21 protein-coding genes are annotated in these 21,857 nt (G+C 67.6%); 9 read left to right on the plus strand and 12 right to left on the minus strand.

Translation table 11 applies throughout. From position 1 onward, the window contains the following. Positions 1 to 18 precede the first annotated feature (18 nt). Both ACFLIT_RS00740 and ACFLIT_RS00745 read left to right on the plus strand, forming a co-directional pair. The gene (locus ACFLIT_RS00740; RefSeq protein WP_479909263.1) at positions 19 to 735 is read left to right on the plus strand and encodes a helix-turn-helix transcriptional regulator; all 717 of its coding nucleotides are present in this window, start codon (positions 19 to 21) and stop codon (positions 733 to 735) included. 67 nt (positions 736 to 802) lie between these two features. Beyond that, positions 803 to 1,210 carry an EVE domain-containing protein gene (locus tag ACFLIT_RS00745; protein ID WP_479909264.1) on the plus strand — a complete coding sequence of 136 codons (408 nt, stop codon included), beginning with the start codon at positions 803 to 805 and terminating at the stop codon, positions 1,208 to 1,210. A 3-nt stretch (positions 1,211 to 1,213) separates the two neighbouring features. Here the strand turns inward: ACFLIT_RS00745 and ACFLIT_RS00750 are convergent, their stop codons facing one another. After that, positions 1,214 to 2,086: a LysR family transcriptional regulator gene (locus ACFLIT_RS00750; protein ID WP_479909265.1), complete on the minus strand. Its 873-nt coding sequence runs from the start codon at positions 2,084 to 2,086 to the stop codon at positions 1,214 to 1,216. 165 nt (positions 2,087 to 2,251) lie between these two features. Here ACFLIT_RS00750 and ACFLIT_RS00755 point away from each other — a divergent pair, with 165 nt between their 5' ends. Further along, complete coding sequence (locus tag ACFLIT_RS00755) at positions 2,252 to 3,088, plus strand: alpha/beta hydrolase (protein WP_479909266.1); 837 nt, start codon at positions 2,252 to 2,254, stop codon at positions 3,086 to 3,088. On the opposite strand, the gene ACFLIT_RS00760 is transcribed toward ACFLIT_RS00755, so the two are convergent. From ACFLIT_RS00760 to ACFLIT_RS00795, 8 genes are all read right to left on the minus strand, one after another. Beyond that, positions 3,085 to 4,533 (minus strand): efflux transporter outer membrane subunit, encoded by a 1,449-nt coding sequence (locus tag ACFLIT_RS00760; protein WP_479909267.1) that lies wholly within the window; start codon positions 4,531 to 4,533, stop codon positions 3,085 to 3,087. The two genes, ACFLIT_RS00755 and ACFLIT_RS00760, sit on opposite strands and share 4 nt — an antisense overlap. Then, positions 4,533 to 7,733: a multidrug efflux RND transporter permease subunit gene (locus ACFLIT_RS00765; protein WP_479909268.1), complete on the minus strand. Its 3,201-nt coding sequence runs from the start codon at positions 7,731 to 7,733 to the stop codon at positions 4,533 to 4,535. Before ACFLIT_RS00765 ends, ACFLIT_RS00760 begins: the two co-directional genes overlap by 1 nt. Further along, entirely contained in the window at positions 7,730 to 8,977 is a 1,248-nt protein-coding gene (locus ACFLIT_RS00770; protein ID WP_479909269.1) for an efflux RND transporter periplasmic adaptor subunit, read from the minus strand. Before ACFLIT_RS00770 ends, ACFLIT_RS00765 begins: the two co-directional genes overlap by 4 nt. A 447-nt stretch (positions 8,978 to 9,424) precedes the next feature. Continuing rightward, on the minus strand, positions 9,425 to 9,916 hold the full coding sequence (locus tag ACFLIT_RS00775; RefSeq protein WP_479909270.1) for a c-type cytochrome: 492 nt from the start codon (positions 9,914 to 9,916) through the stop codon (positions 9,425 to 9,427). After that, positions 9,913 to 11,184, minus strand: coding sequence for a molybdopterin-dependent oxidoreductase (locus ACFLIT_RS00780; RefSeq protein WP_479909271.1), 1,272 nt, complete (start codon positions 11,182 to 11,184; stop codon positions 9,913 to 9,915). The genes ACFLIT_RS00775 and ACFLIT_RS00780 overlap by 4 nt, the downstream gene beginning before the upstream one ends. Further along, positions 11,181 to 12,338: a TDT family transporter gene (locus ACFLIT_RS00785; protein ID WP_479909272.1), complete on the minus strand. Its 1,158-nt coding sequence runs from the start codon at positions 12,336 to 12,338 to the stop codon at positions 11,181 to 11,183. The genes ACFLIT_RS00780 and ACFLIT_RS00785 overlap by 4 nt, the downstream gene beginning before the upstream one ends. Positions 12,339 to 12,395: 57 nt before the next feature. Continuing rightward, positions 12,396 to 12,881 (minus strand): hypothetical protein, encoded by a 486-nt coding sequence (locus ACFLIT_RS00790; RefSeq protein ID WP_479909273.1) that lies wholly within the window; start codon positions 12,879 to 12,881, stop codon positions 12,396 to 12,398. A 129-nt stretch (positions 12,882 to 13,010) separates the two neighbouring features. Continuing rightward, complete coding sequence (locus tag ACFLIT_RS00795; protein WP_479909274.1) at positions 13,011 to 13,946, minus strand: LysR family transcriptional regulator; 936 nt, start codon at positions 13,944 to 13,946, stop codon at positions 13,011 to 13,013. Between the two features lie 137 nt (positions 13,947 to 14,083). Between ACFLIT_RS00795 and copM the strand changes: the two genes are divergently transcribed. Both copM and ACFLIT_RS00805 read left to right on the plus strand, forming a co-directional pair. Further along, positions 14,084 to 14,401, plus strand: a complete 318-nt coding sequence (gene copM, locus ACFLIT_RS00800) for a CopM family metallochaperone (protein ID WP_479909275.1) — start codon at positions 14,084 to 14,086, stop codon at positions 14,399 to 14,401. Beyond that, positions 14,398 to 15,828 carry a YncE family protein gene (locus ACFLIT_RS00805; protein WP_479909276.1) on the plus strand — a complete coding sequence of 477 codons (1,431 nt, stop codon included), beginning with the start codon at positions 14,398 to 14,400 and terminating at the stop codon, positions 15,826 to 15,828. The genes copM and ACFLIT_RS00805 overlap by 4 nt, the downstream gene beginning before the upstream one ends. 7 nt (positions 15,829 to 15,835) lie before the next feature. Here the strand turns inward: ACFLIT_RS00805 and ACFLIT_RS00810 are convergent, their stop codons facing one another. The 3 genes from ACFLIT_RS00810 to ACFLIT_RS00820 form a co-directional block, all read right to left on the minus strand. Then, positions 15,836 to 16,498, minus strand: coding sequence for an MBL fold metallo-hydrolase (locus ACFLIT_RS00810; RefSeq protein ID WP_479909277.1), 663 nt, complete (start codon positions 16,496 to 16,498; stop codon positions 15,836 to 15,838). Positions 16,499 to 17,152: 654 nt separating this feature from the next. Beyond that, complete coding sequence (locus ACFLIT_RS00815; protein ID WP_479909278.1) at positions 17,153 to 17,626, minus strand: Fur family transcriptional regulator; 474 nt, start codon at positions 17,624 to 17,626, stop codon at positions 17,153 to 17,155. 1 nt (position 17,627) lies between these two features. After that, positions 17,628 to 18,074 (minus strand): MerR family transcriptional regulator, encoded by a 447-nt coding sequence (locus ACFLIT_RS00820; protein ID WP_479909279.1) that lies wholly within the window; start codon positions 18,072 to 18,074, stop codon positions 17,628 to 17,630. Between the two features lie 71 nt (positions 18,075 to 18,145). Here ACFLIT_RS00820 and ACFLIT_RS00825 point away from each other — a divergent pair, with 71 nt between their 5' ends. The 4 genes from ACFLIT_RS00825 to ACFLIT_RS00840 all read left to right on the plus strand — a co-directional run bounded on the left by ACFLIT_RS00825 (position 18,146) and on the right by ACFLIT_RS00840 (position 21,844). Next, positions 18,146 to 18,856 carry a cation efflux transmembrane domain-containing protein gene (locus ACFLIT_RS00825; RefSeq protein WP_479909280.1) on the plus strand — a complete coding sequence of 237 codons (711 nt, stop codon included), beginning with the start codon at positions 18,146 to 18,148 and terminating at the stop codon, positions 18,854 to 18,856. 7 nt (positions 18,857 to 18,863) lie between these two features. Further along, complete coding sequence (locus tag ACFLIT_RS00830) at positions 18,864 to 19,352, plus strand: hypothetical protein (RefSeq protein WP_479909281.1); 489 nt, start codon at positions 18,864 to 18,866, stop codon at positions 19,350 to 19,352. Positions 19,353 to 19,415: 63 nt separating this feature from the next. Further along, on the plus strand, positions 19,416 to 20,672 hold the full coding sequence (locus ACFLIT_RS00835) for a TolC family protein (protein ID WP_479909282.1): 1,257 nt from the start codon (positions 19,416 to 19,418) through the stop codon (positions 20,670 to 20,672). After that, positions 20,672 to 21,844, plus strand: a complete 1,173-nt coding sequence (locus tag ACFLIT_RS00840) for an efflux RND transporter periplasmic adaptor subunit (protein ID WP_479909283.1) — start codon at positions 20,672 to 20,674, stop codon at positions 21,842 to 21,844. Before ACFLIT_RS00835 ends, ACFLIT_RS00840 begins: the two co-directional genes overlap by 1 nt. Positions 21,845 to 21,857: the final 13 nt, after the last annotated feature.

Below are 21,857 nucleotides of genomic sequence, written 5' to 3' on the forward strand. Positions count from 1 at the left end.
ATCGTGCAGGGTCTGGGAATGCGACGCGCGGACCGCCTCTTTCAGATCATCCAGGTGCTTCGGCGCAGTTCGAAGCCGCTGACGGCCGACGCCATCGCCGCCGAGTTGGAGACCAGCAAGCGCACCATCTATCGCGACATCGCCTCGCTGATGGGCCAGCGGGTGCCGATCCGCGGCGAGGCGGGCATCGGCTATGTGCTGGACGGCGGCTTCGACCTGCCGCCGTTGATGCTGACATCCGACGAGCTGGAGGCGGCGGTGCTGGGCGCCCAGTGGGTGGCCGGGCGGGGCGATCCGGCCCTGGCGCGGGCGGCGCGCGACCTGATCGCCAAGATCGCCGCCACCGTGCCCGAGCGGCTGCGGCCGGTGGTGCTGGAGCCGGCGGTGGTCAGCGGACCGGCGTGGAGCCAGCAGGCGGACGTGCTCGACATGTCGCGGCTGCGCGCTTCGATCCACGCCGGGCGCAAGGTGCGGCTCGACTACCGCGACGAGCAGGAGCGCGAGAGCCGACGGGTGGTCTGGCCGTTCCTGATTGGCTATCGGGAGACGACCCGCATTCTGGTGGCCTGGTGCGAGACCCGCGACGACTTCCGCTCGTTCCGCACCGACCGCGTGGTGGCCGCCGACTTCCTGGACGACCGCTATCCCGCGAGGCCGGCGACGCTGAGAGCCAGGTGGGCGGCGCTGATGGAGGCGCACAGAGCGGAGTGGATGGCCAAGCATCGGCAGGACTGACGACGCCTCTGGACGGCGGGCGCGTCGATCACGATGATCCGGCGTCCCTTCGCCGAGGAAGCCGCTGATGCCCGCCCACTGGCTCGTGAAGTCCGAACCCGAGACCTACAGCTTCGCGGACCTGAAGAGGGACGGGCAGACCGTCTGGGACGGGGTGCGCAACAACGCCGCCGCCTTGCACCTGAAGGCGATGAAGGTGGGCGACGAGGCGCTGTTCTATCACTCGGGCGACGACAAGGCGGTGGTCGGGATCGCCAGGGTGGTGAAGGCGGCCTTCCCCGACGCCAGCGACCCGACGGGTCGGTTCGTGGCTGTGGAGCTGGCCTTCGACCGGCCGGTGGGCAAGCCGGTGACCCTGGCGCAGATGAAGGCCGAGCCTTCGCTGGCCGAGATGGCGATGATCCGCCAAAGCCGGCTTTCGGTCTCACCGGTGACGGCTGATGAATGGGCGACGATTCAGCGTCTTACGCGCTGATCTTCAAGTTTCCCAATAGGGCTTCGGGCCATAGAGGCTGCGCAGGAAACCGATGAAGGCGTCGATGGCGGCGGCGTTGGCGCGGCGCGGCGAGCGGATGGCGTAGATGCCCACGTCCTTGGCGCCGCTGTAGGCGGGCAGCACCGGCTTCAGGCGGCCGGCGGCGATTTCGTCGTTGATATCCCACGCCGAGCGCAGGCCGACGCCGACGCCGGCGAGGATCAGCTCGCGCACGAGGTCGCTGGAGTTGGTGCGCACGAAGCTGCGGACGCGGTGTTCGACCGGGCCGGCCGGGCCGCTGAGCCGCCAGGGCGACTGGTTGTCGGCGGCGAGCACCTTGTGGCGGGCGAGATCGTCGAGAGTTTCCGGTTCGCCGTGCTCGGCCAGATAGAGCGGGGAGGCGCAGAGCACCCGGCGATTGTCTGCCAGGCGCACCACGGAGGCGTCGCGTTCGTCGAGAACCGAGATGCGGATGGCGACGTCCACGCTCTCGGCTTCCAGATCGACGAACAGGTCGCTGACGTTGAGCTGCAGCGTCAGGTCGGGATGGGCGTCGATGAACGGCTTGAGGTGAGGCGCGATATGCTTGCGGCAAAAGGAGGTTGGCGCGGAAACATGCAGCGATCCGCGCGCCGCGGTGGAGCGGCCGGAGACCGCCGCCTCGGCGTCGGCCATGTTCTCCAGGATCGGCCGAATGCGGTCGTAGAACTGGCGGCCGACGTCGGTGAGGGCGATGCGCCGGGTGGTGCGCTCGATCAGCCGTGCGCCCAGCCGGCTTTCCATGTGAGCGAGGCGTCGCGAGACCTGGGCGGGGGCGAGGCGCATCTCCCGCGCGGTCGCCGAGAGGCTGCCGGTCTCAATGATCCGGACGAACATGCGGTATTCGTTGAACATTGTGCGCGGCCCGTTCGAATTCGCCCCGCCGGCTGTCCGGTGTTGCGTCCCGCGCAATAAACGGCTTGTGGGGCCCGACCGCAAGTCTCTCGCCAAGACCGCCCGCCGACGATACCAACAGGCCCAGCTTCAGCCGGGGAAGTCCGCGTGTCCGTCGCCTTCGATCGTCGCTCCGTTCTCGCCTTCGCCCTGGCGGCGCTCGCGCCCTTGCCGGCCCTGGCGGCCGAGCCCGAGATGGTGGAGTTCCCGGTCAACGACCGGCAGGTTTCGCTCAGCGTCTGGCGTCCGGCGACGACCAAGGGCGTGGTTCTGTTCTCCCATGACGCCGGCGGCTCGCCGGAGGTCTACGCCCCGCTGCTCGGCGCCTGGCGGGACGCCGGCTATCTGGTGGTGGCGCCCCTGCACACGGATTCCCCGAAGAACACCCGGGCGACCGATCACAGCCTGCAGGCCGCCTTCCTCAGCCGGATCGAGGACATGGGCGTCGCCGGCGCCTGGGCCTCGCTCAACGCCGTCGAGAAGCCGGTGGCCGTCGCCGGCCACGGCTATGGCTCGCTGAGCGCCATGGTCCGCGCGGGCGCGCTGGAGGACCGGGTCCATGCGCGCGATACGAACGCCAAGGCGCTGATCGCCTTCTCGACGCCGGGCGGGCTCGCGGATCTGGTCGCGGACGACGCCGTCGCGACCCTGAACCTGCCGATGCTGCTGCTGACCGGCGACCGGGACCTCATTCCTGGGACGGTTTCGGATTGGCATGACCATCTCGCGCCGTTCGACGGCGGCCCTGGGGCTGGGCGCATGGCCTGGATCGGGAAGGGCGTCGACCATGGGCTGGCCGCTCGCGCGCTGGCCGACCCGATGATGGCCAAGGCCGCGTCCCTCAGCGTCGCCTTCCTCGACGCCAACCTGCTGGGCGACGCCGCCGCCAAGGCGCAACTGGCCGCGACGGCGTCCACGCCCGAGGTCGAAATCCGCCGCCGTTAGGCGCCGCCGCCGAGCGCGCGCAGCAGGGCCACGCGGTTGACCGCCTGGGTCAGCTCGATGGCCACCGTCCCGCGCCGGGCGGTGTAGAGCGAGCGCTGCGCGATCAGGCTGTTGAGATAGGTGTCGACCCCGCCGCGATAGCGGGCGTCCGTCAGGGTGTTGGTGTCCTCGGCGGCGGCGAGGTTGCGGCGCTGGGCGGCGATCTGGTCGTCCAGCGTGCCTTGGCGGGCGAGGGCGTCCGCGGTCTCACGGAAGGCGGACTGGATGGCGCGTTCGTAGGTCGCGACGGCGGCGTCGCGCTCGGCCTTGGACACGTCGACCCCGGCCCGGAGCGCACCGGCGTTGAACAGCGGCAGGCTGAGGTTCGAGCCGGTGGACCAGCTGAAGGTTCCGCTGCCGAACAGGGCGCTCAGGGCGTTGCTGGCCACGCCGGCGGTGGCCGTCAGGCTGATGCGCGGGAACATCGCGGCGCGGGCGGCGCCGATGTTGGCGTTGGCGGCGCGCAGGTCGTATTCGGCCTGGATGATGTCCGGCCGGCGCAGCAGCACCGAGGAATCGACGCCGGCCGACAACGGCGCGAAGGCCTTGTCCGTCTCGTCGATGGAGGCGGGCAGGGCGGCCGTGTCGACCGGCGCGCCGACCAGCAGCTGCAGGGCGTTCAGATCCTGGGCGACGGCGGTGCGCTGCTGGGCGACATCGGCCTGGGCGCCGGCGAGCACGGTCTCGGCCTGACGCAGATCGGTGCGCGGGGCGACGCCGCCGTCGAGGCGGGCCTGGGTCAGGCGCACGCTGGTCTCGGCGTTGGCGGCCGTCTGTTCGGCGATGGCGAGCAGGGTCTTGTCCGCCGCGTAGGTCGACCAGGCGTCGGCGACATCGGCGATCAGGGTGAGACGGGTCGCCCGGGCGGCCGACTCCGTGGCGAGGTAGCGGTTGAGGGCCTCGTCGGTGAGCGAGCGGATGCGGCCGAAGAAGTCGAGCTCATAGGCCGACAGGCCGATGTCGACCGAATAGGAGCGGGTTCCGCCGCCGGAACCGCCCGCCGCCGATCCGCCGCCCGTCGATCCGCCCGAAGTCGATCCCCCCGACCCGCTCGCCGAGGCGCTGCCCCGTTCGGCGTAGGAGGCGCCGGCCCCGAGGTCGAGCGCGGGGAACAGGTCGGCCCGCTGGATGCGATACTGGGCGCGGGCCGCGACGATGTTGGCGGCGGCGACGCGCAGGTCGCGGTTGTTGGCCAGGGCCTGACCGATCAGGCCGCGCAGGCGCTCGTCGACGATCACGTCGCGGTAGCCGATCTCGGCCGGGGCGGGCGCGCCCGCCTGTGGATAGACGTCGCCGGTCGGAAGGGCGGCGGGGATCGGCGGCGCCGGCAGCTCGAGCTTCGGCTGCAGGCTGCAGGCCGAGAGCGCCGTGGCGGCCAGCAGGACCAGGGGCAGGGCGGGGCGCATCAGGCGGTCTCCTGCGCGACCGCCGGGGCGGCCCCATGGCCCTTTCGCTTCTTCAGCACGGTGCGGACCAGGATGAAGAACAGCGGAATGTAGAAGATCGCCAGGATGGTGGCCGTCAGCATGCCGCCGATCACCGCCGTGCCGATGGCGATCCGGCTGTTGGCGCCGGCGCCGGTCGAGATGGCCAGGGGCAGCACCCCGAAGATGAAGGCGAAGCTGGTCATCAGGATGGGGCGCAGGCGCAGGCGCGCCGCCTCGCTGGCGGCCTGCAGCGGGGTCTTGCCCTTCTTCTCGGCGGCTTCGGCGAACTCGACGATGAGGATGGCGTTCTTGGCGGCCAGGCCCATGGTGGTGAGCAGGCCGATCTGGAAATAAACGTCGTTGTTGAGGCCCCGCAGCGTGACCGCGGTCACGGCGCCGACCACGCCGAGCGGGATGACCAGCAGCACCGCCAACGGCACCGACCAGCTCTCGTAGAGCGCCGCCAGACACAGGAACACGACCAGCAGCGAGAGGGCGTAGAGGTAGGGCACCTGGCCCGACGAAATCCGCTCCTGATACGACAGGCCCGCCCAGGCGACGCCGACGCCCGGCGTCTGGCGGGCCAGTTCCTCGATGCGCGCCATGGCTTCGCCGGAGCTGTGCCCCGGGGCGGCCTGACCCTGGAATTCGAAGGCCGGAACGCCGTTGAACCGGCTGAGCGTCGACGGCGCCTGGGTCCAGGAAACGTTGGCGAAGGACGAGAACGGCGCCATCTGGCCGCCGCTGCCGCGCACGAACCAGTCGTTCAGGTCCTCCGGCTGGGCGCGATACTGCGCATCCCCCTGCACATAGACCCGTTTCACCCGCCCCCGATCGATGAAGTCGTTGACGTAGGATCCGCCCCAGGCGGTGTTGAGGGTGGCGTTCACGTCGGTCTGGTTGAGGCCGAGCGTGGCCAGCTTCTGGGCGTCGGTATCGACCTTGAGGCTGGCCTGGTCGGGCAGGTTCGACAGGCGGACGTTGGTGAGCACCGGATCGGCGAGGGCGGCGTCGAGCAGCTTGTCGCGCGCCGCCTCGAAGTCGGCGTTGGACAGGCTGTTGGTGTTCTGCAGCTCCATGGTGAAGCCGTTGGAGGCGCCCAGGCCGCGCACCGGGGCCGGCACCACCACGTTCACCTGGGCGTCGCGCACGTGGCGGAAGGCGCTGCTGGCGCGCTCGATGATGGCGTCGCTGTTGTTGTCCTTGCCCTTGCGGTCCTTCCAATCGGCGAAGTTGATGAAGCCCTGGCCGGTGTTCTGGCCGCTGGCCCCGCCGCCGCCGCCGCCGGCCACGGTGAAGATGGCCTGGACGTTCTTGGGTTCATGCTTGCCGAAGTAGCCCTCGACCTCGCGCTGCACGGCCTCGGTGCGGGCCAGGGTGGCGCCCGGCGGGAGGCGAAACTGGACGGAGGCGCGGCCGGTGTCTTCCAGCGGCAGGAAGCCGGTGGGCAGGCGCACGAACAGGATGGCGAGGATCGCGATCACGCCGGCGTAGATGGCCAGGAACAGCCATTTGCGGTTGAAGACCTTGCCGATCGAGCCCTCGTAGCCCTCCGAGAGGCGGTCGAAGGCGCCGTTGAACCGCTCGCCCCAGTGATGGAGCGTGTCTCCGACGCGGGCGACGACGGGGAAACGGCGCGCCAGGGGGCCGTGCTCCGGCCGGCCGTCGGGCGAATGCGGCTTCATCAGGTTGGCGGTCAGGGCCGGGCTGAGGATGAGGGCGACCAGCACCGACAGCACCATGGCCGAGACGACGGTGATCGAGAACTGACGGTAGATCACCCCCGTCGAGCCGCCGAACAGGGCCATGGGCAGGAACACCGCCGACAGCACGAGGGCGATGGCGACCAGGGCGACGCTGATCTCGCTCATCGACTTGATGGTCGCCTCGCGGGGCGACATGCCGGGGTTCTCGCGCATCAGCCGCTCGACGTTCTCGACCACGACGATAGCGTCGTCGACGAGCAGGCCGATGGCCAGCACGAGGCCGAACATGGTCAGGGTGTTGATCGAGAAGCCGGCGACGTAGAGCACCGCGAAGGTGCCCAAGAGGACGATCGGCACGGCGATGGCCGGCACCAGGGTCGCCCGCCAGCTCTGCAGGAAGACGAACATCACGATGACGACGAGGATCACCGCCTCGATCAGCGTCTTCACGACCTCGTCGATGGAGAGCTGGATGAAGGGGCTGGTGTCGTTGGCGTAGACGTATTTCAGCCCGGGCGGGAAGCCTTGGGAGATGCGCTCGACCTCCGCCTTGACCAGGGCCGCGGTCTTCAGGGCGTCGGCGCCGGGGGCCAGCAACAGGGAGATGCCGGCGCCCGGATGGTGGTTGATGCGGGAGGTGACGTTGTAGCTCTCGGCCCCGAGCTCGACGCGGGCGACATCCGAAAGATGCACCGCCGCGCCATTGGCGCTGGTCTTCAGAACGATCTTGGCGAACTGTTCGGGCGTCTGCAGGCGGGTCTGGGCGGTGACCACGGCGTTGAGCAGCTGCGTGCCGGGCTGAGGCTGGCCGCCGAGTTCGCCGGCCGCCACCTCGGCGTTCTGGTTGCGGATGGCGGTGAGCACGTCGCTGGGCATCAGCGACATGGCCGCCAGGCGCTGCGGGTCGAGCCAGATGCGCATGGCGTAGGGCGAGCCATAGACGTTGGAGTCGCCGACGCCCTGAATGCGCGAGAGCGCGTCCTGCATGTTGGAGGTCAGGTAGTCGGAGACGTCGCGGTTGGTCATCCGGTCGGTCTCGTCATAGACGCCGACGACCAGCAGATCGTCCGGGTTCGACTTGCGCACCACGAGGCCTTGCTGCTGCACCTGCGTCGGCAGACGCGAGCTGGCCTGGGCGACCGCGTTCTGCACCTGCATCTGGGCGATGTCGGGGTTGGTCCCCTTGTCGAAGATGGCGCTGATCGAGACCGAGCCGCGCGATGAGGAGGTGGAGCTGAAGTAGAGCAGGCCGTCGATGCCGGTCAGCGACTGCTCGAGAATCTGGGTGACGCTGTTCTGCAGGGTCTCGGCCGAGGCGCCGGGGTAGTTGGCGCGGATCGACACCTGCGGCGGCGCGACGTCCGGATACTGGGCGACGGGCAGGAAGCGGATGGAGACCGCCCCGGCCAGCATGACGATGATCGCCAGCACCCACGCGAAGATCGGCCGATCGATGAAGATGCGGGAGATCATGACGCGTTCGCCCCGCCCGGACGCCTGGCCTGGTTCGCGCCCTGGCCTCCGCCGCCCGGGCCTCGCTCACCGGGCTTTCGCGCGACGATCTGCTGCGGCGAGCCGGCCGGCACGGCGTGAACCTTGGCGCCCGGTCGCAGGTTGCCGAGACCCTCGGTGATGACGCGGTCGCCCGCGGAGAGACCGGCGGTGACCACCCAGTTGTCGCCCTGGTTGCGGTCGGCGGTGACGACCTTGGTCGCCGTGCCGCCGTCGGCCTTCACGACCGTGACCGTGCCTTCCCCCTTGGCGTCGCGCGAAAGGGCGCCCTGGGGCACCAGATAGGCCTGGGTCGTGGTCGCCTGGGCCAGGCGGGCGCGCAGGAACATACCGGGCAGGATCAGGCCTTCCGGGTTCGGCACGCGGATGCGCAAGGCGACGGCGCCCGTCGCGGGGTCGACCACAACCTCCGAGAGCTCGAGCGTGCCCGGGTGGGCATAGACGCTGCCGTCCTCGAGCAGGATCTGAACGGGGGCGCTGGTCGCCTGCACGGCGCCGGACGCCAGCTGGCGGCGCAGGCGGGTGAGGTCGGCGGAGGACTGCTGCACGTCGATATAGATCGGGTCCAGCTGCTGGATCGTGGTCAGCGGCCCCGTCTGGTTGGAGGTGACCAGGGCGCCGACGGTGAACAGGGTGCGACCCACGCGGCCGCTGATTGGGGCGGGAACGGTGGCGAAACGCAGGTTGATGTTGGCGGTCTCGAGCGCGGCGCGAGCCTGGCCGACGCTGGCGGCGGCCTGCCGGGCCGCGGCGACGGCGTTGGTGTAGTCCTGGGCGCTGACCGCCTGGATGTCGGCGAGGGGCTTGTAGCGCGCGGCGAGGGCGTCGGCGGCGGCCTGGTTGGCCTGGGCGCTGGCGAGATTGGCCTCGGCCTGGCCGGCGGCGGCGCGATAGAGGCTGGGGTCGATCTGATAGAGCGGCTGGCCCGCCCGCACCATCGAGCCTTCCTTGAACAGCAGCTTCTGGATCACGCCGTTGACCTGCGGGCGCACCTCCGAGCTCTGGAAGGCGACGGCGCGGCCCGACAGTTCCTCGGTCATCGGCACGGAGGTGGGCTGGACGACGACGTAGCCGACCTCGGTCTGCGCCCTGGCCGGCGCCTTTTCGCCCCCGCCGCAGGCCGCAAGCGATACGGTCAGCAGCAGCACGGCGGCGCGCGAGGCATGGGCGGCGGTTTGGCGGCCGCCGACGGGGAGCATCTTCATGATCGTCTCGCACTTTGTGGCTGTTGGGGAGGGCCACTGTGGTTTCGAGGCGTGGATCGTCCGCCGCTAGGCTGTCACCCGAATGACAGGTCAGACATTGTGTCGCCTCAGTTTCGGCTTGTTTCAAAGAGCGACGGCATAGTAGCTCGCATTCCCGGCGTTTGCCGCTATCTAGGCGGCGAGCCATGACCACGCCGCCGCCACACCCCGCCCACCGCCTGTCCGTCGCACCCATGATGGACTGGACAGGTTCATGAATAAAAACAGTTAGTTATGTCGTCTCGTGTGCACGAATTGCACACGGATGTTCGCGTTTCCTTTCGCTTGCGTTCGCGCGACTACGCGCCAGTACGCGCGCTCGATCGCGCAGTTGACGCCGACTCCGCGCTAAACCGCGACTCGGTTCCCGAGGTCCCGATACTCTCCGCCATGGCAGGCGCTCGGCGGCTAGCCTGTGGCGCCGCGAGCGTCAGAGGTGACCGCCCGGCGAGGCGTCGTCTGACTTTCGAGGCTGGTGCTGACACCGGTCAGGTAGTCGACGATGGCGGGAATATCCTTTTCGGCGATCGTCGCCTTGTACGTGTCGCGCATCTTCTCGACGGTCGAGGTCCACTGGGCCTTCGACAACGCGGGCTGGGTCAGGGCCATGCTGGCCGAATGACATGCGGTGCAGTTGCCGTTCATCAGGTCAGCGCCCGGCCCGGCAGGGTAGGGCGGATCGTCGTCGGGCAAGGCGATGCTTGTTGAGGTCAGTGTGAAGCCGCCTCCTGACACTGCGGATGGCGGCGCCGCGGCTGGAGCCGGCGGTGCGGGCGGCGGCTTCAGACTTTCCTCGAAGGCATGGCGGCCAAGAGAGATCGCGATGACCAAGCCTCCCGCCACGGCGCCAAGTTGCAGCAGCGCACGGCCGTAGGACGGCGTCTTCTGCCGGTCGCTCATGACAGCACCACGTGGGTCGTCTCGACACAGGCGCGCATGAAGCCGCCTGGGTTCCAGTTCGGTGTCATGGTCTGGCTGACGCCGGCTGTATTCGTGCACCGGGCCATTAGAGCGACGGGGCCCTTTCCGGCCACGGCGACCATCCCGTCGAAGCGGCGGAAGCTGTACTTGCCCTCATCGGGGCCCAGGCGAGCGGGCGCCCAGGATCGGCCGCCGTCGCTGGAAAGATCTACCCTGGCGACCCCAGCGTCGCCGCCCATGGCGATGCCGCCGACCGGGAGTCGGGGTTGGTAGGCGACCTTGGCGCCGTCAGCCAGGCTGGTGATCCAGGACCGCGGGACCATCCGGTTGATCGGCACGGTCGGGAAGTCCTTGGCGCCCGGCGCCACATTGGCCAGCGGCGTGTCCGGAATCTTGTAGGCCTTGGCCATCCAGTAACCGTCGTCCGGGGCGCCGAGCACCTCGATGTCGCTGAGCATCTTGACCCAATAGGTCGAGAACCACCCCGGGACGATCAGCCGGATCGGGAAGCCGTTCAGCAGCGGCAACTGCTCGCCGTTCATGGCGAAGGCGATCATCACTTCGCCATCGCGGGCATGATCCATCGAGAGCGATTTCGAGAAGTCCGGGGCGCCATCGACGACCGGCTGGTCGAGGCCGTTGAAGCGCACCGCGACCGCGCCTGCCTGGACGCCGGCCAGGTCGAGGACATGCCGCAAGCTCACGCCCAGCCACTTGGCGTTGCCCATGGCCCCGTGCGCCCACTGGGCGCCGGGAACCCGGGGCTGGAACAGGCCGCGGGAATTGCCTGAGCATTGGTTGACCGCGGCCATCTGCACGCGTGGCATGGCCAGGATGTCGGCGAGGGAAAGCGACAAGGGGCGCCCGACCCGGCCATGAACGTTCAGTTTGAACGTTGTGGCGTCGACCTCGGTCGGCACGTTCGCCCAGTGCCAGCGTACGAAGAACTGGTCGTTGGGGGTGAACACGCCCTGGTCGAAGACGCTCATCGGCGTCTCCAGCAGCGGAGGCCGGGTACGCTGCAGAATCATGCCGCGCTTGCCGGGGAAGGCGTCAGTGAGCGGCCGGGTCGATGGACCGCCGGGTAAGCGCAGATCAGCGCCCGTCTGGGCCCAGCTCCGGGGCGCGAAGGCCGTGGCCGCCAGTAGGCCAGCGCCGGCCAGGAACCGGCGGCGACGGGTTACTGAATCGCTGAGCGTCTGGGCCATTAGGGCCTCCATGTTGAGAGGGGCGACAGGCGAGGTCATTGGCCGCTCTTGAGGCAAGGGGCGACGAAGAGGTCGCCGCGCCACGCGCCGCGCACCGTGCGGGCGCCGACCACCAGCCACATGATCGCTAGCAGGATCACCAGCCCGCCACCGATAACGGCGAATACGCCCAGGGGCAACAGGGTGGAGAGCTTGAGTGTGGCGACGGCGTAGACACCAATGGGGAAGGTGTAGCCCCACCAACCGAGATTGAAGGGCAAGCCATCGCGCAGGTAGCGCCCGGTGATCAGGGCCGCCATCGCCGCCCACCAGAAGCCGTAGCCCCAGAGCAGCACGCCGCCGATTAGGCCGATGCCTCGCGCTGCAGCGCCGTAGTCGCCCAGTCCGTTGGCGGCGAAGATCGCCGGCGCCGCGCCGCCCACGACCATCAGGCCAAGCGCGCCGGTACCGATGGGGCCAAGCGCCAGCCAGCTGGACGCGGCCATGCTCGCATGCGGCAGCTTGTGGACCGCCATGCGCAAGACCAGGATCACCAGGATGCTCATCGCAAGGGGGACAGAGCAGGCCCAGAGCGCGTAGCTGGTGATCAGCACGGTTAGCTGATGGTGTGTATCGGCCAGGTGCGGCGCCAGAAGGCCGCCACTGACGGCCGCCACCTCGGCGGCGACCACGGGCAGCAGCCAGACCGCCGTCATCTGATCGATGGTGTGGGTCTGCCGGGTGAACATCACGAAGGGAATGGCGATGCCGCAGGCCAGCGCCATGGCCGCATCGGCCCACCATAGGACCTGAGCGATCTGCACCGCGCTCTCGCCCCAGTGGGGGACCCCAAATGCCAGGAAGCCGTTGATGATGGTGGCCAGGCCCATCGGGATGCAGCCGAAGAACATCGACACGACCGAATGGCCGAAGATCTGGCGAGCGCCGTCAAAATAGAAGATCCAGCGCGCGGCGTAGAGCAGGGTGAACAGGCTGAAGAGCCCGATATTGAACCACCACAGCCCCTCCGCAACGGCGTGCAGGCCGGCGATGCGGGCCGGAAACTGGGCGAGCGCCAGCGCCAGGATGCCGGTGCCCATGGTGGCGGCGAACCAGTTCGGCGTGAATTGGCGGACCACCTCACGGGGACTGGCCAGGGTCGCCAGGGGCTTGAGGCCGAAGGCGACGGCGCGGATATGGGCGATGTCGGTCATGGGGTCAGCTTTCGAAGCGGAGCAGTAGGGAAAGGCGTAGGACCGCCGGGCGTTGCGTCAGCCGGCGGTGAGGCGCCAGATCGAGCCGAAGACAACGGCGCCAGCCAGCAGCGCCACGGGCAGCAGGATGATCTGGGCGAACGCCTCACGCCCCGAGATCCAACCCGTGGCGATGGAGACGTCGCCGTTCAGGAACTCGCCAAAATCGCGGCCGCGCTCGCCTTTGGGAATGCTGTCGGAGAGGAGAATGCCGCCTCCGAGCAGACCGAAGAACATGACGCCCAGAACGGTGATGATGCCCAGGATAAGGGCCGTCTCCGGCCCGCCGAAGAAGGCCCAGAAGGTCAACAGAAGCACGCCATAGACACCGATCAGGGCTTTGACGGCCGTTGGATGGACGCCATTGACCCCAAGGTCCGGCGCGTCGCGGCGGAGGTCTTCGAACTCACGGTCAGCGCTTGCAACCATTTGCGCCGGTGGGCGGCTGGCCCGAGTGGTGTCGCGGAACACGGGGGAGGGGACCAAGGCGGTCAAGGTGGTCATTAGGGTCACTCCGTTGGAGTGGAGGCCGATTGGCGGCGCGCTCCTTGACCGACACCCTGGGCCGTCAGACCATTCTTCTCCAACGAGACATATTTGTGTGTTCGTTCGATATTATCGAACGAAAGGGCTCTACGGCTTCGCCATCTCCAGGAAGGCGTCTCCCGCGCGGCTGCGATAACGCTGCTTGTGCCGCAGCAGGAAGAACTGCCGAGGCGGCAGATCGAACGCGATCTCAACCAGGGCTTTGCGTGCGACGCCCAGCCGCGCGACGGTCTGAGACATCACTCCGGCGCCCGCGCCCGCTTCGACGGCCGAGCGGACAGCCTCATTGCCCGGCAGGACCATGGCGATCTTCAGGTCGGATAGAGACAGGTGGCGAGCGGCCAGCATGTGCTCGAACGCCGCACGGGTGCCGGAGCCGGGTTCCCGTAACACCCAAGCCGTCTTGGTCGGGTCATGGTCGGCGCTCGTGTGGGTGGAGGCCCAGGGATGCGATGGGGCGACGACAAGGCTCAGTTGCTCTTCATCGATCACCGAACGGCTCAGCACCGCATCGTCCACCTCGCCCTCGACCAAACCCATCTCAGCGTCGCCCTCAGCGACCGCGCGGGCGACCTGGGCGGTGTTGCCGATCGCCACGTCGATCTCGATGCCGGGATGTGCAGTGTGAAAGAGCGTTAGCCGCGGCGGTAGCCAGTAGCTGGCGATGGTCTGGCTGGCGTGGATAGACAGGCGTCCGCGTTCCAGCCCACTGAGGTCAGCCAGGGCCGCCTCGGCGGCCTGCGCCTGGGCTAGGACCTTGCGGGCCTCGGCCAGGAACACCTCGCCGGCGCGATTGAGCACGATGCTGCGGCCGACCCGGTCGAACAGCGCGACGCCGTGGCGGCCCTCGAGGGTGGTGATGGCGCTGCTGACCGCCGACTGGGTCAGGTTCAAGGCTTCGGCGGCCCGGGTGACATGCTGGCGCTCTGCGACGGCGAGGAAGATGCGGAGCTGTTCGAGGGTCACGAGCTGATCCTGGTTTTCATGATCATAACGCCAGGATCGTTCGGTCGTTTCGAACATTCTTAGTCGACGATCCCGTTAGACCGCATGAGTTGGCGCGTCGAAGGTGCGATCGCGTCTTTGAGGAACCACCCATGCAACCTCCTGCGCTGCCCAGTCGCCGCTCGCCTCGTGTCTGGATGGGCCTTGCGGCCCTAATGGCGATCGCGGGCGCTTCCAGCGCTATCGCGGCGGCCGACGGGTTCGATGCCCGGATGGCCGAGGCCATGACGCGAATGCATCACGCAATGATGCGGCCAGCGTCCGGCGATCCTGACCGCGATTTCGCCGCCATGATGATCCCGCACCACCAGGGCGCCATCGATATGGCCAAGGTCCAGTTGCAGTACGGCAAGGATCCCCGCCTGCGTCGCCTGGCCCAGGGCATCATCGTCGAACAGGCCCAGGAGATCGCCGTGATGCAGCAGATTCTGGACGAGACCCCCGCCACCCATCCGCAAGGACACCCGCAATGACCCGCAGTCTCGCCCTCGTCCTGTTGCTCGCCAGCGCCGCGCCGGCTTTCGCCGGGCAAGCGCCTGGACCCGCGAGCGCGGCCGACATCGCGGTGAGCAGCCGCGACCGCTTCTATACGTCGGACCAGTTCTCAAACACCGTCTCGGTGATCGAGCCGGCCGCCAACAAGCTGCTCGGCGTCATCAAGCTGGGCGACCAGACGCCCATGAATTTGAGCCCGCTCTACAAGGGCCAGTTGCTGGTCCATGGGATGGGTTTCTCGCCGGACCACAAGACCCTGGCGGTAATCTCCATCGGCTCCAACTCGGTGACCTTCATCGACACGGCGACCAACGCGGTGAAGCACACCGCCTATGTCGGCCGCTCGCCGCACGAGGCCTTCTTTACCCCCGACGGCAAGGAAGTCTGGGTCGCGGTGCGTGGTGAGGACTATCTGCAGGTGCTCGACGGCGCGACCTACAGGGAGACCGGACGGATCAAGGTGCCCAACGGCCCGGGCATGACCATCTTCGCCCCCCATGGCCGCTACGCCTATGTCTGCTCCAGCTTCAGCCCCGAAACTGTGGTGATCGACACCAAGACCAAGGCGATCGTCGGCCGGGTGAAACAGGAGAGCCCGTTTTGCCCGGACATCGCCGCCACGCCGGACGGCAAGCAGGTCTGGTTGACGCTAAAGGACATCGGCAAGGTGATGGTGTTCGACGCCAAGCCGCCGTTCGCGATTCTGAAGACGCTCGACACTGGTCCGATCACCAACCACGTCAACATCGTGCGTAACGGCGCCGGCCAGTTCGCTTACGTCACCGTCGGCACGCAGAACGCGGTGAAGGTGTTCCGGACGGACAGCTTCGCCCAGGTGGCCGAGATCAAGGTCGGCGCGCTGCCGCATGGCCTATGGCCGTCCGGTGACGGCTCGCGCGTCTATGTTGGGCTGGAGAACGGTGACGCGGTGGCGGCCATCGATACGGCGACCAACACCGTGATCGCCACCATCCCCATCGGCCAGGCGCCCCAAGGCGTGGCCTATGTCCCCAACGCTGTTCCCACTGGTCCAGGCACCGCCAACCTGCAGCCACTCGGGATGGCCGCTAAGTCCGACAGCCTCACTCTCGCCGGCGCTGCGGGCGGACCACCCACCCAGGTGACGTTGTTCGACCAGGGCCAGGTGCAGATCCTGCAGGCGGCGGCCGTGGGCCTCAAGCCGAAGGCGGCTTATGTGCTGGCGATCGCCGACAATCCCAAGGGCGAGGGAAAGCTGCAGCCCCTGGCCGGCTTTATGACCAGCCCGTCTGGGTCGGCCGTGGTCAACGCGGTGGGACCATTGCGCAATGTGGTCAGCGCCGACACGCCCGCGCCGCGCCGCTATCTGGTGATCGCCGAAGGCAAGCCGGATGAACTCGGAATGGTGGTGCAGACCCAGCGCTAGCGGCCTGTCACTCAGCCAGATCGAAGGCGTCGCCCGGTTTGGCCAGCCGCACGAACTCGATGCCGGCTTCACGGAAGAAGGGCTCGTAGGTGTCGTAACGCTGCTCCACGAAGAAATCGCGGGCATGGCCGTCGTGGAGGGGCAGGGCAAATTTGGGCCGCATCGCCTTGGCGAAGGCCATCACCTTCAGCTCCGTCAGGTATGGGGCCATGACGGGCAGGGCGAGCGCCTCGACGCCGGCATGGGCGAGCAGTGCATCGTCGAAGGAGTCGCCGCAATTGAGCAGGCGGCCGTTGATCAGGAAGGCGGTCACTCGCGGCGTCTCCTTGGCCAGGATCGGTTCGTGAGGGACAGGGATGGCGCGCAACTCGAAGGCGCCGAACCGGCGTACACCTTCTTCGAACACCTCGACCGCGATGCTTTCGCCGGCCAACGCATCGCGAACCTCAGCATTTCCGACGACCTTGCCGCCGCCGGCCAGGATGGTCTTCAGGGCCGCCGGATCGAGGTGATCCGGGTGAGCGTGGGTGATCACCACGACGTTGGCGCCCGCCAGTGTCTTGGGATCGACCCGGCCGTCGATGAACCCAAACTTGCCCGGGTCGAAGAGCAGGGCGTTTTCGCCGACGGTCAGCCGCAGGCAGGAGTGGACGAACTTTTCGATGCGCATGGCGTGGTTCCTGGAGGCCAGGACTCAAGGCGCCCATGCCCCTGCAGTTCCTCGGCACGTCAGTCCTTCGTCGGCATGGCCACACACTCACGTGCGACCACGTTCACAAGTTCTCAAACCCTGAGGCGACTCCGGCATTGCACAGGGACTCTCGGAAGCACATGAAAAACAACGAGAATCCGTCCAGTCCGGCAACGGATCGACTGGTCCGAAAAAGTTCAATGAAAACAAGGTGACACTCGCTTTGCCGAACGCCGCCGTTTCTGCGATATTGTCCTCGGCTGCACACGAGATCAGCTAAGTAGCTGAAAAGGCAGCATAACCCATCCATGATCCGAAGCGCAGAAAAACATAATAAAAACAATAAGTTAGCCATTGCGCCCATGATGGACTGGACATAGTTATCAATAAAAACAAATAGTTATGAGAGCTTCGGTGCAAAAATAGTGCACTGATGTTCGCGTTTCCTTTCGTTCTCGGCCTGCCGAACGGCTACCCGCGCCTGCGACGACATCGCCGTTTACACTCGATTGAACGCCTTGGACCGGCAGCATCCGACGACAGCCCATGCAGCGCGCTTGGGCGCGAGCGTAGCCTGGGAACGCCCAACGTTACCGGAGTGGTTCGGGGACGTAAGGGATGGGTGGTGGTCGACTAACTGCAGGCCGCACAGGCCCCGTGCATCTCTAGAACGGCGCGTCCGACTTTGAAGCCATGGGCGTCGGCGGCTTCGGTGGCCGCCGTATCGATCGCCATGCCTACTTCCTCCACGCGACCGCAGCATTCGCAGATCAGGAAGGTGGCAGCGTGGCTCGTGTGACCGGCTCGGCAGGCGAGGAAGGCGTTGAGGCTCTCGATCCTGTGCACCAAGTCGTGGGCGGTCAGGAAATCTAACGCACGATAGACCGTCGCGGGCGTCGCCATCGACTGACCTGACTTGGCGTAGGCAGCGATCAGGTCATAGGCTTTCATCGGAGAGGCGGCGGCAAACAGCAACTCGTAGGTGCGGTGACGCGGTTGCGTCCACCGCTCGCCGCGTGACTGGCATAGTTCCGCTGCGCTGTGCAGCGCCTCATCGAGTTTGGTCGAGTCAGGCCCGCGAGCGATCACATGGGGGCACGCCGCCATTTCACGCCCTCTGGAGCGAAGAGACCGCGCCGTGGTCGTTCTGGCAAAGGCTGTGGTCGGCCAGAGTCTCAATCACCCTGCAATTCGAAGCAGCGCCATCGCAGCCGGCGTCGACCATGCGCTTCAACTCAGTGCGCAAGGCCTCTAATTGCGCGAGCTTGTGCTCAACAGTGCGAAGTTGCTCTTCAGCCAGCGCGTTTGCGCTGTCGCAGGTCTGGTCCGGGTGGTCGGAAAGGTCCAGGAGGGTGCGGATGGCTTCGATTGGAAAACCAAGCTGCCGGGCATGCTTGATAAAGGCCAGTCGGCGAACCGTAGCGTCCTGGTAGATGCGGCGGTAGCTGTCCGTGCGGTCGGGCTCGGGAAGTAGACCAATTTGTTCATAGAAGCGGATGGTCGGAACCTTGACGTCCGAAGCCTTTGCCAGCTTTCCGATGGTGAGCGCCGACATAGAAACCTCCGTGTTGCCGGCTAAAAATAATCGCTTGATCCTCTAGCCGCTAGAGGATGCACAAGTGGTGCATGACGTCGTGTTCCTCAAAGACCGAATCATCGGAGACCTCCGCAGGTTGTGGTTGCGGGACCATCGTTTTTAACGGTGCGACGCCAGCCTATCGCCGCGTGCTAGCGGCGGTCATCGGCATCAACCTCGTGGGCTTTGGGGTCGTGGCTGTTGGCAGCTGGATGGCGAACTCGGCTTCGCTGGCCGCCAACACCCTCGATTTTCTAGCTGACGCCGCGACCTATGGTCTGAGCCTGTGGGCGATCGGGCAGAGCGCCAAGGTGCGTGCGACCTCAGCGCTCCTAAAGGGTGGTAGCCTTGGCCTCATGGCCGCTGCGATCCTCGGCCTCGCCGTCTGGCGCGCCTTTGCGGGCGTTCAACCCGACGGCGGCGCGATCTCGGGCCTGGGGCTTTTTGGTGCCGCCGCCAACCTCTTGGCCGCCTTGCTGCTGATGCGTTACCGCGAGGGCGACGCGAATGTTCGCTCGGTGTGGCTCTGCACTCGCAACGATCTGATCCAGTGCGTCGCGGTGGCGATCACCGGCCTTGCGGTGAGCCTGACCCATTCCCGCTGGCCCGATCTTTTGGTCGGCGGTTTGTTGGCCGCAGTCTTCTTACGCTCGGCTTGGCAAATCACCACTCAGGCTCGTGCCGAGCTTGCGGCGACCATTAAGCCCAAGATTTGGCGTGAACTTATAACGCATTCCCATCGCTCCAAGGCACGGGTATAGGCCTCGCATGATCGGGACGGTGCTTCACGGCCAGTCTATCCGCATGACGGTCCTTCGCGGCCTTCAGCGCTCCCGTGTCGTCAACTCGCTAGGGTCGGGCGTCGCCCGGTTAGCGTCCGTCTTCTCCGACGCCCGCCATGCGCTTTCCGCCCTGGTGATCTGCGCGTTTGTCGCCGGAACGGTCATTTGCGGGCCGGGCGAACACGATCAGTTCGACGGCGACCCGCCCTCGGCGTCGCAAAGCGTATCGGCCACGACGGCCGCCGCGGAGAGCGCCATCGGGGTCGTCAAGGCGCCGGCCAGTCCGGACGCGCCCGTAAAAGGTAAAGTGGCGGGTTATTGCACCGGTCACTGCGCCAACCACTTCGTCAGCCTGCCCGGCCAGTTCGCGCAAGCTGTCGTGCCGTTCGACATCCGAACGGCCTGGGTCGTCTTCAACGATTCTCGGACCCTGGCGTCTCATCCCGCCCGCCTGGAGCGCCCCCCAAGGGTCTGATGCGTCTTTTCACGTCTTCGCGGCGTGAACGATTGCATCTGAACCTCAGGGAAACTCATTTTCATGTCACTCATCATGCGTGGCCGGCTGCGATACGCAGCCGCCAGCGCGGCCGCGCTCTTGGGCGCGCTCGGCCTTGGCTGTGGCGCGTGGGCCGATCCCGCGCCGCCGTTCCGAGATCTATTGAGCCAGGCCCAGACCAGCTCGCCGCGTCTTTCCGAAGCCGTTGCCGGCGTTCGCCAAGCTGAAGGGCTAGCGCGGCAGGCCGCAGCGCGACCCAATCCAACGCTTGGCGTCGATGTCGAAAATTTCAACGCGCAGACGCCGTTTGGAAAAGACAACGCGCAGACAACCTACGCCATCGAGCAGCCTCTCGAACTGGGCGGCAAGCGTGGGGCCCGGATCGCGGCCGGTCGCGCCGGCCTTGACGCGGCGCGGGCGCGGCTGACCCAGTCTACGGCCGACTACGCCTTCTCACTGGCCGAGGCCTACGCTCAGGCCGAAGCCGCCGAGCGTCAAGTCGCTCTGGCCCAGGAGTCCCTAGAGCTGGCGAACGATGTTGTTCGTGTTGCGCGGGCGTTGGTCGAGGCCGGCAAGGAAGCGGAACTTCGCAGCCTGCAGGCTCAGGCGGCGGTGACATCTGCGCGCGCGGCGCTGGACGCAGCCAGGGCGGAACGGGCTGGAGCCTTTGCCCGGCTGACTGCGCTCGCCGGCTCTCAGGCGCCGTTCACCTCCCTGAGCGAAAGCCTGCTGACGAAGCCTGGCCTGACCCCGGCTCGCAATGTCGACATCCTGTCGACCCCTGCGGTGCTGGCCGCCGAAGCGGAGCGCGAGGCGGCCGCCCGCCGTGTACGGGTGGAGCGGACGCGAGCGGTTCCCGACGTTACCGTCTCTGCCGGGGTTCGTCGCCTCGGCTTCGACAACTCGACGGCGCTGGTTGCGGGACTGTCCGTGCCGTTCCCGGTCTTCGACCAGAACCGCGGCAACATCAGCGCGGCCCAGGGCGAGTTGCAGGCGGCAGAGGCCCGGCTCAGCGCCGCACGTCTCGACGCCCAGGCCGACTTCAGCACAGCCCTCTTCCAGCTCGATGCTGCGACGACTCGCGTCACGGCCGCCACCGAAGGCGAAAGCGCCGCTGTCGAGGCCTTCCGCCTGACCCAGGTCGCTTACGAGGGCGGCAAGTCGCCCCTTCTCGAACTCATCAACGCGCGCCGGTCCCTAGCCGAAGCGCGCGCCCAAACCATCGAGGCCCAACTGGCGCGTCTGCGCGCCGAAGCGGGTCTGGCGCGCCTGCAAGGCCGCCCCATCGGAGATCGCTAATGTCCCGCACCACATTTCCAACCGCCAATCGCCAGTGGCTTCTGGGTGGCGCTGCCCTGATTGTTGCGCTCGGCGTCGGCTTCGGCGCCGCCAAGCTGACCAGTCCCAAGGCGCCAACCGAAACCGCCGCGCCGGAGGCCGCCACGCCTGAACACGCCGCAGACACCCTCACCATGGGTGCGGAGCGGCTCACGGCCTCCGGCGTCCAGACGCAGCCCGTTGCGACTAGCGGCTTGGCTGCTGAGATCGTCGCCCAGGCGACGGTCGAGGCCGAGCCCACGGGACAAGCTGTCCTGACGGCGCGCGCGGCAGGGTCGGTCGCCCGCATCACCAAGCGCCTTGGCGATCCCGTGCGCGCCGGCGAGACCCTGGCCCTCGTGGAGAGCCGAGACGCCGGGCAGATTGCGGCGGACCGCAGCGTGGCGACGGCGAAAGCCGACTTGGCCCGTCGCGTGCTCGCCCGCGAAAAGCGGCTCTACGAGCAGAAGGTCAGTCCCCGGCAAGACTATGAGACGGCGCAAGCCGAGCTCACAGCCGCAGAGGCGGAAGCCCGGCGCGCAACGTCGGCCGGTCGCGCCGCCGCCGTTTCGAGCGACGGCCGCTACGTCGCCGTCGTCAGCCCGATATCGGGTCGGATCACCGCCATGCCGGTGACCCTCGGCGCCTTTGTGCAACCCGAGACCGAGCTCTTCCGTATCGCCGATCCCGCGCGGATCCAGGTCGAGGCGCAGGTCACCGCGGCGGATGCGCGGCGGATCCAGCCTGGCGACCGGGCCGTCATCGAGACCAATGGCGGCGGGACCCAGGCGGCGGTCGTGCGGGCTGTCACCCCAGGCGTCAGCGAAGAAACGCGGTCGGCGACCGTGGTCCTCGCCCTGACCGGCGGCGCCGGCCAGGTGCAGCCGGGTCAACTGGTGCGCGCGCGCATTACCTCGCGCCAGTCGGCGACGACGGGGTTCGTGGTGTCGGAGGAGTCCGTTCAGGTGGTGGAGGGACGCGACGTCGTCTTCGTCCGCACGCCGACCGGTTTTCGGGTCCAGCCCGTCACGGTGGGCCAGCGTAGCGCGGGCCGTCTCCAGATTGTCCAGGGCCTGCGCGGCGGCGAGGTCATCGCCACCAAGAACGCCTTCCTGCTGAAGTCGGAGCTCGGCAAGAGCGCCGAAGAAGAATGATGCCCTCGCTCAG

Source organism: Caulobacter sp. HJHS_5 (genome assembly GCF_056683955.1).

Coding starts and splice junctions, on each gene's coding strand:
- ACFLIT_RS00745 (WP_479909264.1), top strand. CDS start 803: ATGCCCGCCCACTGGCTCGTGAAGTCCGAACCCGAGACCTACAGCTTC.
- ACFLIT_RS00785 (WP_479909272.1), bottom strand. CDS start 12,338: ATGACCGACATCGCCCATATCCGCGCCGTCGCCTTCGGCCTCAAGCCC.
- ACFLIT_RS00780 (WP_479909271.1), bottom strand. CDS start 11,184: ATGACCTCGCCTGTCGCCCCTCTCAACATGGAGGCCCTAATGGCCCAG.
- ACFLIT_RS00790 (WP_479909273.1), bottom strand. CDS start 12,881: ATGACCACCTTGACCGCCTTGGTCCCCTCCCCCGTGTTCCGCGACACC.
- ACFLIT_RS00840 (WP_479909283.1), top strand. CDS start 20,672: ATGTCCCGCACCACATTTCCAACCGCCAATCGCCAGTGGCTTCTGGGT.
- ACFLIT_RS00750 (WP_479909265.1), bottom strand. CDS start 2,086: ATGTTCGTCCGGATCATTGAGACCGGCAGCCTCTCGGCGACCGCGCGG.
- ACFLIT_RS00830 (WP_479909281.1), top strand. CDS start 18,864: ATGATCGGGACGGTGCTTCACGGCCAGTCTATCCGCATGACGGTCCTT.
- ACFLIT_RS00775 (WP_479909270.1), bottom strand. CDS start 9,916: ATGAGCGACCGGCAGAAGACGCCGTCCTACGGCCGTGCGCTGCTGCAA.
- ACFLIT_RS00835 (WP_479909282.1), top strand. CDS start 19,416: ATGTCACTCATCATGCGTGGCCGGCTGCGATACGCAGCCGCCAGCGCG.
- ACFLIT_RS00825 (WP_479909280.1), top strand. CDS start 18,146: ATGACGTCGTGTTCCTCAAAGACCGAATCATCGGAGACCTCCGCAGGT.
- ACFLIT_RS00740 (WP_479909263.1), top strand. CDS start 19: ATGCGACGCGCGGACCGCCTCTTTCAGATCATCCAGGTGCTTCGGCGC.
- ACFLIT_RS00805 (WP_479909276.1), top strand. CDS start 14,398: ATGACCCGCAGTCTCGCCCTCGTCCTGTTGCTCGCCAGCGCCGCGCCG.
- ACFLIT_RS00765 (WP_479909268.1), bottom strand. CDS start 7,733: ATGATCTCCCGCATCTTCATCGATCGGCCGATCTTCGCGTGGGTGCTG.
- ACFLIT_RS00770 (WP_479909269.1), bottom strand. CDS start 8,977: ATGAAGATGCTCCCCGTCGGCGGCCGCCAAACCGCCGCCCATGCCTCG.
- copM (WP_479909275.1), top strand. CDS start 14,084: ATGGCGATCGCGGGCGCTTCCAGCGCTATCGCGGCGGCCGACGGGTTC.
- ACFLIT_RS00760 (WP_479909267.1), bottom strand. CDS start 4,533: ATGCGCCCCGCCCTGCCCCTGGTCCTGCTGGCCGCCACGGCGCTCTCG.
- ACFLIT_RS00820 (WP_479909279.1), bottom strand. CDS start 18,074: ATGTCGGCGCTCACCATCGGAAAGCTGGCAAAGGCTTCGGACGTCAAG.
- ACFLIT_RS00810 (WP_479909277.1), bottom strand. CDS start 16,498: ATGCGCATCGAAAAGTTCGTCCACTCCTGCCTGCGGCTGACCGTCGGC.
- ACFLIT_RS00795 (WP_479909274.1), bottom strand. CDS start 13,946: ATGTTCGAAACGACCGAACGATCCTGGCGTTATGATCATGAAAACCAG.
- ACFLIT_RS00815 (WP_479909278.1), bottom strand. CDS start 17,626: ATGGCGGCGTGCCCCCATGTGATCGCTCGCGGGCCTGACTCGACCAAA.